General features: G+C 59.9%; 13 protein-coding genes and 1 tRNA gene. 8 read left to right on the top strand and 6 right to left on the bottom strand.

All coding sequences use genetic code 11. The features are described 5' to 3' along the window. The first annotated feature begins 24 nt into the window (after window positions 1–24). Window positions 25–303, top strand: a complete 279-nt coding sequence (locus tag IPM84_10975; GenBank protein ID MBK9093283.1) for a hypothetical protein — start codon at window positions 25–27, stop codon at window positions 301–303. Window positions 304–451: 148 nt separating this feature from the next. On the opposite strand, the gene IPM84_10970 is transcribed toward IPM84_10975, so the two are convergent. The 4 genes from IPM84_10970 to IPM84_10955 all read right to left on the bottom strand — a co-directional run bounded on the left by IPM84_10970 (window position 452) and on the right by IPM84_10955 (window position 3491). Next, the gene (locus tag IPM84_10970) at window positions 452–1030 is read right to left on the bottom strand and encodes a hypothetical protein (protein ID MBK9093282.1); all 579 of its coding nucleotides are present in this window, start codon (window positions 1028–1030) and stop codon (window positions 452–454) included. 58 nt (window positions 1031–1088) lie between these two features. Further along, window positions 1089–1790 (bottom strand): hypothetical protein, encoded by a 702-nt coding sequence (locus IPM84_10965; GenBank protein ID MBK9093281.1) that lies wholly within the window; start codon window positions 1788–1790, stop codon window positions 1089–1091. An 83-nt stretch (window positions 1791–1873) separates the two neighbouring features. Further along, window positions 1874–2590 (bottom strand): hypothetical protein, encoded by a 717-nt coding sequence (locus IPM84_10960; GenBank protein ID MBK9093280.1) that lies wholly within the window; start codon window positions 2588–2590, stop codon window positions 1874–1876. A gap of 130 nt (window positions 2591–2720) precedes the next feature. Continuing rightward, window positions 2721–3491: a hypothetical protein gene (locus tag IPM84_10955; GenBank protein ID MBK9093279.1), complete on the bottom strand. Its 771-nt coding sequence runs from the start codon at window positions 3489–3491 to the stop codon at window positions 2721–2723. A gap of 468 nt (window positions 3492–3959) precedes the next feature. On the opposite strand from IPM84_10955, the gene IPM84_10950 reads away from it, so the two are divergent. The 7 genes from IPM84_10950 to IPM84_10920 all read left to right on the top strand — a co-directional run bounded on the left by IPM84_10950 (window position 3960) and on the right by IPM84_10920 (window position 10004). Then, window positions 3960–4053 (top strand) — tRNA-Sec (locus IPM84_10950). Between the two features lie 98 nt (window positions 4054–4151). After that, window positions 4152–4493 (top strand): hypothetical protein, encoded by a 342-nt coding sequence (locus IPM84_10945; protein ID MBK9093278.1) that lies wholly within the window; start codon window positions 4152–4154, stop codon window positions 4491–4493. 67 nt (window positions 4494–4560) lie between these two features. Continuing rightward, window positions 4561–5277, top strand: coding sequence for an esterase family protein (locus tag IPM84_10940; protein ID MBK9093277.1), 717 nt, complete (start codon window positions 4561–4563; stop codon window positions 5275–5277). An 88-nt stretch (window positions 5278–5365) separates the two neighbouring features. After that, on the top strand, window positions 5366–6295 hold the full coding sequence (locus tag IPM84_10935) for a hypothetical protein (protein MBK9093276.1): 930 nt from the start codon (window positions 5366–5368) through the stop codon (window positions 6293–6295). 18 nt (window positions 6296–6313) lie between these two features. Beyond that, complete coding sequence (locus tag IPM84_10930) at window positions 6314–7684, top strand: hypothetical protein (GenBank protein MBK9093275.1); 1371 nt, start codon at window positions 6314–6316, stop codon at window positions 7682–7684. A gap of 56 nt (window positions 7685–7740) precedes the next feature. After that, window positions 7741–8865: a carboxylate-amine ligase gene (locus IPM84_10925; GenBank protein MBK9093274.1), complete on the top strand. Its 1125-nt coding sequence runs from the start codon at window positions 7741–7743 to the stop codon at window positions 8863–8865. Between the two features lie 11 nt (window positions 8866–8876). After that, the gene (locus tag IPM84_10920) at window positions 8877–10004 is read left to right on the top strand and encodes a carboxylate-amine ligase (GenBank protein ID MBK9093273.1); all 1128 of its coding nucleotides are present in this window, start codon (window positions 8877–8879) and stop codon (window positions 10002–10004) included. A gap of 22 nt (window positions 10005–10026) precedes the next feature. Here the strand turns inward: IPM84_10920 and typA are convergent, their stop codons facing one another. Next, window positions 10027–11871 (bottom strand): translational GTPase TypA, encoded by a 1845-nt coding sequence (typA, locus tag IPM84_10915; GenBank protein ID MBK9093272.1) that lies wholly within the window; start codon window positions 11869–11871, stop codon window positions 10027–10029. Between the two features lie 103 nt (window positions 11872–11974). Beyond that, window positions 11975–13006: a LysM peptidoglycan-binding domain-containing protein gene (locus tag IPM84_10910; GenBank protein ID MBK9093271.1), complete on the bottom strand. Its 1032-nt coding sequence runs from the start codon at window positions 13004–13006 to the stop codon at window positions 11975–11977. Between the last annotated feature and the right edge of the window lie 101 nt (window positions 13007–13107).

Raw genomic sequence — 13107 nt, 5'->3', positions numbered from 1 at the left:
CCTCGCCAAAAGGAGACACTCTCTATGACCAAGATTCTGTGCCCACTCTCGGACTGTGGCAACTGGGATGACGGTTTCTGTGCTGCCGAGACGATTCGCCTGAGCGAAGAAGGCTATTGTTTGACCTACGAAGAAGTGGGCCAGGTAGCTGCGGACACAACTGAAGACCAATGGGAAGACGACGATCTGGATCTCGACCTGGATGAGGACGAGGACTGGATGGATGAAGAAGACGATGAAGATGAAGAAGATGAAGACGACTGGAGCGACGATGGGGATGACGATGACGTCTCGTCTTGGTAGCTGTGTGATGTGTACTGCAAGCGGGCACGAATTGCGCCTGTTTCCTTAATCGGAAAAGTGAAGTCTATTCCCGCTTGCAGTATAACTGCAACAAAAAAGCCAGGCTTTTGGGCAAAGCCTGGCTTTTTTGTTGCCATCGGCGCGCGGTTCAGGGCCGACGCCGGCGCAGCAAGAGAAACGCGACAACCCCGACGAGCAAGATGCCTGCGCCCAAGAGCAGAGATTGCGCGTTGTTGATGGAGGCAGGGGTAGCCGCCGTGGCCACGCTGACCTTACCCGCGCTGATTTCGCCCGGCAAGGCTGTGCCACCCGCGCCGGCCAGTTGCAGCTTCTGCAGTTGCAGATCCAGGTTGCCGTTGGCTTTGGCCTTCCAGCGCAGCGTGACCATCAGGCCATCACCACCGGCGCCGGCTTGCTGACCCAGGGTATAGGCGCCAATGGTGGCGCGGCCGCCCTCTTTGGCCAGGGCGGGGCCGAGCTTGGCCGGGCTGCGGCCAGAGCTGCCCAGCCAGGGGCCGAGATCGAAATCGCTCAATTCCACCAGGTTGGCATCGTAGAGCACGTCGAACTGGAAACCCAGGACCGCCTCCGCGCCTTCGATGGTGACATCGGTCGTGAATTCACTGCCAGCCACGACGCCGGCTGGCGGCGAGTTGAGGGTAACGATCGCGCCCGCGGCCAGGACGGTGGCGGGCAGGACGGTGGCGGGCAGGAGCAGCAGGGGCAATAACCAGGTAGCTTGTCGTGCGTGTCAGTCGCATCAATCTCCTCCGATTCGTTGGTGTTCAAGGCCTGCGTGTGCGCAGGAAAGCGATCAGCGCAGCCGCAAGCAAAATGATGCCGCCGACGAGCAGCGCCAGGATAGGGGCCGAGGTAGCCAGGGGAGACGCTTGCGCAACAGGGCTGTCAATCGTGGTCTGGATGCCTTCGGTCTGGTCGCCACAGGCGCCGCCATCGAAGAGATCCGCGTCGGTGAAGGTGTAAGGCTCATTGTTGACGTCAATGATGTCGCTGACCCCTTCACCAAATTGCTGGGCGCCGGTACGCAAATCAACCACAAAACCCTCGCGGCAGTCTGCCCAGTGCAGAGTGGCGATGACCAGCACATCCTTGACCAGGCCGGCCGGGATGCGCGTGGTGCAGAAGCCGTTGATCATGATGTCATTGGCAGCCAGCGCCGCTGAGGTCTCGCTAGTGGAGATGTTCGTGGTGAAACCGCAGTCGAGCGCCTCCCAGTCAGGCCCGGGCGTGATCCCCACCAGGCGTCCACGGCTCTGTGGAAAATTGAAGTAGATGTCCCACGAGATGGCCGGTTGCGCGCCGGGGTTGGTGCCCACGTTGTGCGCGATGATTTGGGAGGTGGTGGCATCTATCGGCTTGACAGACAGGGTGGTGGGGCCGGGGGAGGCCGCGGCCAGCCAGGGCAGCAGGAGCAGAATCAGACAGGCAGCCAGAAATGGCGGCAGAGCAGGAAGAAAACGTTTCATGGTCGGTCCGCGGATGAGTAGAAAAACAACAGGGGCAGCCCTGTCGGCAAGGCTACCCCCGTCAGTCACGAAGACGCAACAGTCTAGTGCTTGCGCATGCCCTTGAAGGCCACGCCAGCCATCGCCAACAGGGCCGCAACGCCGGCCATGGCCGGGTAGAGGGCGTTGGTCATCGGCGCCACCGGGCCGGCCGTGATGTTCGCCAACTGCACGGCCGTGGGATTGCCGCACGCGCCGCCGTCGGTCAGTTCAGCATCCGAGGGGAAGTACGGATCGTTGAAGCGGTCAACAACGTCGGTCACCTCGTCGCCGAACGCATCATCGCCGCTGTCCATGTCCATGAGGAACCCAGTAGCCGGACAGCCGCTAAAGGTGAGTGTTGCAATTAAGACGTCACTACCGGTCACAGGAGTGGTCGGAGTAGCAGTACAGAAACCACTGATGTAGTATCCATTGCTGCCTACGCCGCCTACACCCGGTTGACCCGGCGCCACAACCGTCGTAAAACTGCACGGAGACATGGCAGTCCACGCTGGCCCAGGGACAATAGTGATGGTCGGGTACGGCATGGACACACTCGCCGGCAAGCGGAAGTAGATGTCCCACGAGATGGCGCCATTACCGGCGGTGCCGCCGTCTGTAATGCCGTCGGCGCGGATCTCTGCAACACTCGGATTGGCCGTTGCACGCCAACGCAGGGTTGGCGCTCCAGGAGCGGCCGGGCTGGCGCTGGCCATGGACGCAACCAGCAGCAGGGCGACCAACGCACCGAGAATAATAAATCGGCGTTTAATCATCATGACATTCCTCCTCTGACGATAGTGAACGGAATCTGAACAAAGCAAGAAACATTGACTCGCCCATGCGTCCAAACTGATCTGTTTGGAGAACAGTCTGGGGCAGTAGGTGAGTCAATACATATCAAAGATCTTAGCTTACGCACGCTGTCGTCGTGTTTTGACCGACTTTGGCTACAACCGCGTTGACATCCAGTGAATTGATCAGTGGGCCACCCACCGATGCATCGTAACGGTAGTTGCCACCGACAGCGCATGCCGCACCGACAGCCTGTCCAACCTTGCCAACCACCGCATTGACATCCAGTGAGTTGATCAGCGGGCCGCCGGCGCTGGTGTCGTAGCGGCTGAACACAGCTACCGAGCCGCCGGTCTGATTGGTCAGGGCAATGACGGTGCCATTGATGTCAACCAACTGGGTCTCGGCCAGGGTCACGGCGGCGGAGCCACACGTGGCAGAAGGCTTGACGCTCACGGTGGAGAGGAGGCCGTCAGCCGCGTTGCCCGGAGGATTGCCGGCGCCCCAGGAGTAACCACCCCATTTGACGGCGTCGGTAGAGACGGCCTTGAGGGCCGGTGTGCTGCTGTCACCAGTCTGTTGGCGGGTGCCGCCGTTGGTGAGGTAAGCGCCAATGTTGATGGAAATGTCAGCATCGGCTGAGCTGAAGCGACCGGCGGCCCAACTGAGTTTGGTCTCATAGCCACCCAGGCCGGCGCTCAGGCCGCTGACGTTGATTGCCACAGGCACTGCGCAGTTGTGTCCATTCCACACTTGCGCACCAGAGCCTACGGCTAGAGTTCCGGCGTCTGGTGATGCCGGGAGCGCGGGGGCCGCAGTAGCTACGACCAAGAGAGCTAGTAGCCCCACCACGGCTGCCAGTCGCCCGAGGGTTACACGATTCATGTTGCGCCTCCTAATACAGAAATCTGAAGGTGAGAAATTGGTGTGTGGGGAAGCGAGCTTGGCCATCAGCCTACATGCTCAGCCACACGATTTTAACACAGGGCCGTGAATTTGTCCAGTACCACGTTTGTACTAAATCCCGGCGCTTTGCCTGCGCTTTGTTACTCGCTGCCCCGGCCATGCGCTTGCGAGCCGTCTGGACAGCCACCCGGGGTGGAGCCACGATTCGTTATCATGACACCGTCAGTCCAAACTTTGTTACAGGGCTCTTCACGCCTCGCTATGCTCAAAGAGATGAACAGCGTCTCTTTCTTGCAGGCGAATCCGACGCGCTTTGCAGCCCGGCGCTGCCTTGAACCTCTTTAGCGCCTTCTTGTACCTCCTTGAACCCTCTTGTCTCGCGGCCTGGACGTTCAGCCGGACTTTGACGAATCGTGCAAAGCATTGTATTATCCCCATCGCTGCAATGGGGGTGGATGGGTCCCGGTGGGCTCCCCGGTCTTCAAAACCGGTGACGGGTGCTCGAAGCGGCCGTGGTGGGTTCGACTCCCACCCACTCCCGCCTCCTGGGCTGACGCGTGGATCAGACAGCCTATGTTAGCAAACCGCGGGGTCATCATTCTGCAAGCTAAAATCCGAACTGCGTCGCACTCGTGAATCATGCAAATACAGATCAACTGGGAAGACCAGGCACCACAGATTATGGCGGCGGTTGTTTATCCCTACCCTGACCTGGGCCGGCTATGGCTGCGCGTGGCGCTCAGCGCGTTTGCCGAGTATCCCAACCTGGATGTGATCATTACCGACCCTGCGGGCAACCAGGTCGCAACTCTAAGCGTGATAGAGGTACGCGAGCAGGAAGTTGCCTACACCTTGCACTTGCGCCAGGCGCCGCAGCCTGCCGCGATCTACCAGGCCCATTTCCTCCTCACGCGTGGCGATGTGACGCTGCACCGGTCAACGATTGATTTTCCCCTGGCCTTTGTCGAGCCGGCAAGCTGAACGCGCGATCAGCAGCACGGCCAATTTTCTTGATGGGGAGGGAAGATGGGAAAGAGGAAGAGAACCCATGAATCGTGAATACTACAAATGGTATAGCCCAACGCTGAACCGGGAGATGGAATTGCTGGTCTTCGGGCACGGGGGGGCGCGCATGATTGTCTTTCCAACCTCGCGCGCCCGTTTCTTTGAATATGAAGACCGGAGCATGGTCGCGGCGCTTGGCGATCACATCGAGAGCGGCAGATTGCAGCTCTTTTGCGTGGACAGCGTGGATGCCGAGAGTTTCTACGCGCGCGCGGCACATCCTAGCGGGCGCATCGTGCGCCACCTCCAATACGAGCAATACCTGATCCACGAGTTGCTGCCCTTCGTGTGGTCCAAGAACCTGACACCGTTTACCATTGTCCATGGCTGCAGCTTCGGAGCCTACCACGCCATCAACTTTGCCCTGCGCCACCCGGAACTGGTCAACCGAGCCATTGGGTTGAGCGGCAAGTATCAGATGCGCGGTTTCTTCGATGGCTATGACGACGATAACATTTACTCCAACAACCCCAGTGACTACGTGCCCAATGAGCATGACTCCGGACGGCTTGAGCAGATCAAAAAAGTTGACCTGATCATGGTCATCGGTGAGCATGACCCGGCATACCAGAACAATCGCGAGCTATCCAGTGCGCTGTGGAGCAAGAATATCTGGCACGCTTTTCGGTCGTGGAACGGATGGGCGCACGATTGGCCCTACTGGCAGCAAATGATCCGCAGGTACATCGGCGGCGCCTGAATGGTCGCCGCAAGCAGCTACGTGCTGACCGAGCGCTTGACAGTCAAGCGGCCAGCCGTCCGCATACAACATCATGCAGGAGGAATAGATGACAGACATCAAAAAAGTTGGCGTCATGGTGGGCCGTGAGTGGTCTTTCCCCCCCGCTTTCATCGAAGAAGTCAACCGCCGCAATGTCGGCGTCCACGCGGAGTATGTCAAACTCGGCGGCACGGTGCAGAACGAGCCGAATGAGTACGCGGTGATCGTAGATCGCATCTCGCATGAGATCAAATACTATCGCACCTATCTGAAGAATGCCATCTTGCAGGGTACGTACGTCATCAATAACCCCTTCTGGTGGTCGGCTGACGATAAATTCTTCGAGGCGTCGTTGGCCACGAAACTTGGCGTCGCCAGCCCGCGCACGGTGGTGCTTCCCAACAAGGGCTACGTTCCGGGCGTCGTCAGCGAAAGCCTGCGCAACTTGAAATACCCGATTGACTGGCAGGCCATTGCCGACTACGTGGGGATGCCTGCCATCCTGAAGGATGCCTGGGGCGGCGGCTGGCGCGATGTCTACAAGGTCAACACGATTGATGAGCTGATCTACCATTACGACCAGAGCGATCAGTTGTGTATGATTGTGCAGGAATTCATCGCGTGGGATCACTACGTGCGCTGCATGTGCATCGGCCAGGAGACCATCCTACCCATGAAGTATGACCCGCACGAGCGCAAGTATCATGTGGAACATGCACACTTGGACCCTGATCTGGGCCGGCGCGTGGTGCATGACGCCCGTCTGCTCAACCGGGCGCTGGGCTACGATATGAATACGGTCGAATTTGCGGTGCGCGATGGGGTACCCTATGCCATTGACTTCATGAACCCGGCGCCCGACATGGACATCTACTCCCTGACACCGCACTATTTCGAATGGGCGCTCAATGCCATGAGCGACCTGGTCATCAGCCGGGCCACCCAGCCTGTCTGGCAGGGCTACCAGTACCCGTGGGGCAAGCTGGTACGACCGTAGATTACAGAGGAAGGGCCAATGAGCGCCGAGACCAACATCACCGATGTCATCGCGTACTACCACGATCTGTGTACGCCGGCCATGGCAGCCGCAACCTGGAGCGAGCTGGAACAGGGAATGCGCGACCGCCGTCTGTTTTTCGGCGACCGCCCGCTATGCACCGTTTTGCGACCCCACCTGCTGACGCAAGCGCAATGGGACTACGTCGTGGGCGTGTGTGAACAGCTGCTGAGCGCGTTCAACAAAATCTACAGCGCCATGATGGCCGATGCCTCGTTACGGCAGCAGGTGGCGCTGACGCCTACCGAAGAGTATTTGATCACGCTGGAGACCGGCTATGATACACCGGTGCCCACCGCGCGCCTCGATTCCTTCTTCAGCCATGACGGCACGCTGCATTTCGTCGAGTACAACGCCGAAAGCCCGGCGGCCATGGCCTACGAGGATGTCCTCTCCGAGGTCTTTCTGCAGACGCCGCTGCTCAGGAAGTTCCAGGAGCGCTACCCCCTGCAACCACTGTGGGCGCGCCAGCACGCGGTAGATGCCATCCTGGAGATCTACTACGCCTGGCGCGGCAACCGCGGGGCGCTGCCCACCATCGCGATTGTGGATTGGCACGGCGTCCCCACGGCCAACGAGTTCATCCTGTTCCAGGAATACTTCGCCCGGCAGGGCATCCAGTCTGTCATCGTCAGTCCGGACGAGCTGGAGTATCGTCACGGCGCCATGATCGCGCACGGCGCCGGTGGGGGGCTGGCGGTTGATTTCATCTATAAGCGTGTGCTGTCCACCGAGCTGCTGGAGCACTACGGCCTGAATCATCCGATCATCCATGCGCTGGCCGATGGCAAAATCTGCATGATGAACCCCTTCCGCTGCAAGCTGTTGCACAAAAAGGCCAGTTTTGCCGTGGTCAGCGATGAACGCAATCAGCACTTCTTCACGCGCGCCGAACAGGCCACCCTCGCCGCCCACATTCCGTGGACGCGCATGATCGAAGAGCGCAAGACTCTCTTCCACGGCCAGGAAGTGGATCTGCTGCCCTTTGCGCTGGAGAACAAAGACCGCCTGGTCATCAAACCAAACGATGAATATGGCGGCAAAGGCGTTGTCATCGGTTGGGAAACCGATCGCACGGCCTGGGAGCAGGCCCTGCAGACCGGTCTGCCGGAGAATGCCGTCCTGCAGGAGCGGGTGAAAATCGCCTACGAGGACTACCCGACCTTGACCAGTAACGGACAGGTGGAGATCAGTCGGCGCCTGGTGGATTGCGACCCCTTTGTGTTTCATGGGCGCATGATTGGCGGCTGCCTGACCCGACTCTCCACGGTGACACTACTCAACGTGACCGCCGGAGGCGGTTCAACGATTCCCACCTTCGTGGTGTGATCCACGGTGCATCTCGAACCGCAGGGAATGGCAGAAGATTTAACGGGAGGCACGCGATGGCCCAACAGCCCAGCCTGAACATTGGCATTAGCGAAGAATACCAGATCATTGACCCGGAGACGCGCGAACTGCGTTCGATCATCTCGCGCGTGATGGATAGCGAGCGGCTTATCCTGCGCGAACAGGATGCGCAGGGGGACGTCCTGGTGGAATTGCCGGCCACGCTGGAGATGGGCACGCCTGTGTGTGCCAACATCAAAGAAGCGCGCCAGGCCCTGGTGCAGCAGCGGCTGGGCGTCATGAAACTGGCCGAGAAGCGCGGGTATGTGGTGGCCCTGGCCGGCACGCACCCGATCACCTCCTGGCGCACACCCGGCATTCCGCGCCCCGGTCACATCGAGGGTTTGGTGTCGGGACGTGACATGCTGGCGCAGCGACTCCTGATCTTCGGCACGCATGTGCATATCGGCATCGAAGACCCGGAACTGTGCATTGACGTGATGAATGTCATCCGCTACATGGTGCCGCACATGCTGGCTCTCAGCACCAGCTCGCCATTTTGGAGCGGTCGCAACACCGGGTTGAAATCGTACCGCAACGTGCTGCTTGAAAACTTGCCGCGCAGCGGCATCCCGCACCACTTCGCCTCGTGGAGTGAATACCGCCAGTACGTTGACATGCTGCTGGCTACCCACTGCATTGATCACGAACGCCAGATCTACTGGGATTTGCGGCCCCATTGGCGCCTGCCCACGCTGCAATTCCGTGTCTTCGACGCCTGCACCACCATAGATGAAGCGCTGGCCGTGGCCGCACTGGTGCAGGCCACCGTGGCCTGGCTGGTGGAACTGCGGCGCCACAACATGATGTTCCGCGACTACACGCGCAGCCTGGTCGCCGAAAACAAATGGCGCGCCGTGCGCTACGGCCTGGATGGCAAGCTGGTGGACTTTGGCAAGGAACAGCAGTTCTCTGCCAAGCAACTGGTGCGCGAGCTGTTACGTCTGGTTGACCCCGTAGTGGATGAACTGGGTAGCCGCGAGGAGCTCGAGTTCGCCTATTCGATCATCGAACAGGGCACCAGCGCCGACCGTCAGTTGCGCATCTACGAGGAGAACAACCATGACTTGCGGGCCGTGGTAGACTATTTGATTGCCGAAACACGCAAGGGGTTGGACTGAGAGGACTATTTATGGTAAAGCGACCATCACTGACCATTGGCGTCGAAGAAGAATATCAGATCATTGATCCCTCCTCGGGCGATCTGAAGGCCGCCATCACCGAACTGATGGAGCAGACCGGCGCCCAGAACGTGGAAAAAGGGGTGCTCAAAGAGCATGGCATCAAGCCAGAGATGCACCAATCCATGGTAGAGCTAGGCACGCCCATCTGCCAGAACGTGACACAACTGGCGGACGAGCTGCGCAGCCAGCGTGCGTCCATCATCAGCCTGGCTGCAGAGCACAACCTGGCGATTGTGGCCGCGGCCACGCATCCGTTCTCGCACTGGGCGCAGCAGGAAATCACGCCGTTCGACCGCTACAAGGGCGTGGTGCAGGACATGCAAATCCTGGCGCAGCGTCTGCTCATTTTCGGCATGCATGTACACATCGGCATCGAAGATCGCGACTTCGCGATTGATTGCATGAACGTCGTGCGCTACATGCTGCCGCACGTTCTGGCTCTCTCCACCAGCTCGCCTTTCTGGCTGGGGCAAAATACCGGCTTCAAGTCCTATCGCAGCATCGTCTTCGAGGATTTCCCGCGCTCCGGCGTGCCAGAGCGCTTCGAGTCATGGGGCGCATTTCAGCGTTTCATTGACCTGCTCATCAACACCGGCTGCATCCCCAACGGCTCCAAAATTTGGTGGGATGTGCGTCCGCACTACTCCTTCCCCACCATTGAGTTTCGCGTGTGCGACATGGTGACGCGGGTGGATGAGGCCATTGCGATTGCAGCCCTCTTCCAGGCCATGGTGGCCTGGTTGTGGGAGCTGCGACGGCGCAACATCACCTTCCGCATCTACCGCCGCGACTTCATCGAAGAAAACAAACGTCGCGCCGTGCAGCATGGCATTGATGGCAAATTGATTGATTTTGGCAAGAATGTCGAGGTGCCCACGCGACAACTGGTGCGTGAGATCCTGCGCCTGGTAGACGAACAGGTGGAAGAACTGGGTAGCCGCGAAGCCATCGAGCCGATCTACCGCATCCTCGAACATGGCACCAGCGCCGACCGCCAGCTCAGAGTGTTCGAGAAGACGCACGACATCCGCGCGGTGGTGGATCATCTCATTACAGAAACCAAAATGGGAATTTAGAGTCTGAACCTCTCAGACTCGATTATCCCTCGCGGTCCTTGGAGGCCTTACGTCTCTGGTCCGAAGCTAAAATGCGTTTGCGCATACGAATGTTGCGCGGCGTCACTTCAACCACCTCATCGTCGGCAACGAACTCGATGCAGTCATCCAGGCTCATGATGCGATGCGGCGTCAGGCGAATCTGAATCTCGCTGCTGGATGCGCGCATGTTAGTCAACTGCTTCTTCTTGCAAACGTTGACTTCCATGTCGCTGTCGCGGCTGTTCTGGCCCACAATCATGCCTTCATACACATCCCGGTTGGGGCCGATAAACAGGATACCGCGGTCCTCGGCATTTTTCAGGCCATAGGTCGTCGCGATGCCCGCCTCCCAGGCGATCAAGCTACCGTGCGTGCCCGTGGCGATCGGCCCGTAGAACGGCTCGTACGCGGCAAACAGGGTGTGGAGGATGCCGTTCCCCTTGGTCATGGTCATGAAATCGTTGCGAAATCCGAGCAGGCCGCGCGTCGGCACCTTGTAGTGCAAATAGACGATGCTGTTCTCGCTGTGGCGCATGTCCTGCAACTGTGCCCGCCGCATGCCCAACATCTCCACGACCGCACCCAGCCACGGTTCCGGCACTTCGATGAAAGCTTCCTCGATCGGCTCCAACCGTTCGCCGGTTTCTGCATCGGTACGGAAGATCACCTCAGGCTTGCTCACCTCGAACTCATAGCCCTCACGGCGCATCGTTTCGATCAATATCACCAGGTGTAATTCACCGCGTCCAGACACCAGGAAAATTTCGGCCGAGTCGGTCTCGTTGACGCGCAGGCTGACGTTGTGCTCCAATTCCTTGAACAGGCGCTCGCGCAGCTTGCGGCTGGTGCTCCAGGTGCCCTCACGCCCGGTGAAGGGGCTGGTGTTCACGCCAAAGGTCATGCGCACCGTCGGCTCTTCGATGCGGATGGGCGGCAGCGGGTGCGGGTCATTGGCATCGGCAATCGTCTCGGACACGGTGACATCAGGCAGCCCGGTGATCGCGACAATGTCGCCGGCCTCCACCTCTTCCTGCTCGACACGCTGCAGGCCCTGGTGCGTAAAAACCTGCGCCAGACGCCCGAAGGTCGTCTGGCCGCTGGGCGTAATCACCGCCATCGGTTGCAGGCGCCGCATTCGTCCGGCAAACAGGCGGCCGATCGCAATGCGGCCCTTGTAGTCGTCGTAGGCCAGCAGCGTCACGAGCATCTGCGCCGGGCCGTCCATGTTGACGGAGGGGCCAGGCAGGTACTCCAGGATGCGGTCGAGCAGAGGGGTCAGGTCAGGCGCCAGGTCTTCCGGCGTGTCGCCAGCGCGCCCATTCTGGCCAATGGCGTAGATGACCGGATAAGAAGCCTGCTCGTCGGTGGCGCCCAGATCAATGAAGAGATCGAAGATGGCATTGGTGACCCAATCGGGCCGGCTGTCCTTGCGATCCACCTTGTTGACCACGACGATGGCGCGATGGCCCAATTCCAACGCCTTGCGCAGCACAAAGCGCGTCTGCGGCATCGGCCCTTCGGCCGCATCCACCAGCAGGAGAACGCCATCCACCATGTTGAGCACGCGCTCCACCTCGCCCCCAAAATCGGCATGGCCGGGCGTGTCCACGATGTTGATCTTGACATCCTTGTAATAGACCGCGGTGTTTTTGGCGAGAATCGTGATGCCACGCTCGCGCTCCAGATCGTTCGAGTCGAGCACCCGATCTATCACCGTCTGGTTGTCGCGGAAGACCCGCGTCTGCTTGAGGATGGCATCCACCAGCGTGGTTTTGCCATGATCCACGTGCGCAATGATGGCGATGTTGCGGATGTCGTTTCTTGTTGTCAGATTTAGTTCAGTCATGTTTTTATATTTCCGCTCATTTTCTTCAGATGATTCCCACAAAAAGAGACCCTCACCCGGCGGCAAGGGCCTCTGGCGTCTCTTGATTTCAGGGATAGATCGGCTAGTAGCGAATGACCACCGGCATGCCGATGTAGGCCAGGCTGTACAGTTGGGCAGCCGTTGTGTTGTCCAACATGACGCAGCCAAAGGTGATGGGGGTGCCCACCAATCCGGCCCACACCTGGCCCCCGTTTGGATACCAGGGCTGGCCATGAATTCCATTCTCGCTGGAACCGGCCCAGTAGATACCCAGCCAATAGGGCATCCAGAACTGCCAGCGCGAACCCCACGCGTTGCGAATCTTGCTCTGCACGCGGAACGTGCCGGCCTTGGTGCCCGAACCTTGACGCCCGGTGGAGCAACGCCAGGTGTTGAGCAGCGTGTTGCCAGCGTACAGTTGGCAGCGCTGCGCGGAGATGCTGACCTGGAAGCGCAGATTGCGACTGCCGCCCGGATAGGTGGTCGCGCCACCGCTGCTGCTGGTCGCCCCCGCACTGGGAATACGCAGGCGTTGGCCAACGATGATCAGGTTGGCGCTGCGGATGCCGTTGGCCGCCATGACCGCGGACACCGTTATGCCATAACGGGCGGCTATGGCGCTCAAAGAATCGCCGCGCGCCACCACGTGGACGCGAGCGCCGGTCGTAGTGGCGCTGCCGCCGGCGGCCGGCGCACTGCCGTTGACCCGCAGACGCTGGCCCACGATGATCCGGCTGGCGTTGGTGATGCCGTTCAGCGCCATCAGGTTGGCGACCGTGGTGTTGTAGCGCGCTGCAATGGCGCCCAGGCTATCGCCAGGCTGCACCACGTAAACCCCAGTGGTCGTGCCGGCGCTGGTCCCAGCACTGGCGCCGGGGATGCGCAGCCGCTGACCCACGTAAACCAGGTTGGCGTTGGCAAGGCCATTGGCCGCCATGATCGCTTGCACCGTGGTGCCGTAGCGCTGGGCAATGCTGCCCAGGGTTTCACCCGCCTGCACCACATGGATCGCATTCAGAACGGGTTGCTCGCTGGGGAGAGCGAGGGCGGGCACGGCAGTCGCCAACAGCAGAAGCAGCGTGAGCGCGACCTGTGCGAATCTACGTTTCGTCATGTCTTCCTCCTCTCGGCCTGACCCAATCAACGCCAACTGTCATAAGGCTACATCATATTCATATTCAGACAACGATTTTAGCACCGTCCGGGCAAACCGCC

The sequence above is a fragment of the Candidatus Amarolinea dominans genome, assembly GCA_016719785.1.
Taxonomy (GTDB): Bacteria; Chloroflexota; Anaerolineae; order SSC4; family Amarolineaceae; genus Amarolinea; species Amarolinea dominans.
This window is presented reverse-complemented; position numbering and strand designations above follow the sequence as displayed.

Coding starts and splice junctions, on each gene's coding strand:
- IPM84_10910 (MBK9093271.1), bottom strand. CDS start 13,006: ATGACGAAACGTAGATTCGCACAGGTCGCGCTCACGCTGCTTCTGCTG.
- IPM84_10930 (MBK9093275.1), top strand. CDS start 6,314: ATGAGCGCCGAGACCAACATCACCGATGTCATCGCGTACTACCACGAT.
- IPM84_10975 (MBK9093283.1), top strand. CDS start 25: ATGACCAAGATTCTGTGCCCACTCTCGGACTGTGGCAACTGGGATGAC.
- typA (MBK9093272.1), bottom strand. CDS start 11,871: ATGACTGAACTAAATCTGACAACAAGAAACGACATCCGCAACATCGCC.
- IPM84_10920 (MBK9093273.1), top strand. CDS start 8,877: ATGGTAAAGCGACCATCACTGACCATTGGCGTCGAAGAAGAATATCAG.
- IPM84_10940 (MBK9093277.1), top strand. CDS start 4,561: ATGAATCGTGAATACTACAAATGGTATAGCCCAACGCTGAACCGGGAG.
- IPM84_10960 (MBK9093280.1), bottom strand. CDS start 2,590: ATGATGATTAAACGCCGATTTATTATTCTCGGTGCGTTGGTCGCCCTG.
- IPM84_10935 (MBK9093276.1), top strand. CDS start 5,366: ATGACAGACATCAAAAAAGTTGGCGTCATGGTGGGCCGTGAGTGGTCT.
- IPM84_10965 (MBK9093281.1), bottom strand. CDS start 1,790: ATGAAACGTTTTCTTCCTGCTCTGCCGCCATTTCTGGCTGCCTGTCTG.
- IPM84_10925 (MBK9093274.1), top strand. CDS start 7,741: ATGGCCCAACAGCCCAGCCTGAACATTGGCATTAGCGAAGAATACCAG.
- IPM84_10945 (MBK9093278.1), top strand. CDS start 4,152: ATGCAAATACAGATCAACTGGGAAGACCAGGCACCACAGATTATGGCG.
- IPM84_10955 (MBK9093279.1), bottom strand. CDS start 3,491: ATGAATCGTGTAACCCTCGGGCGACTGGCAGCCGTGGTGGGGCTACTA.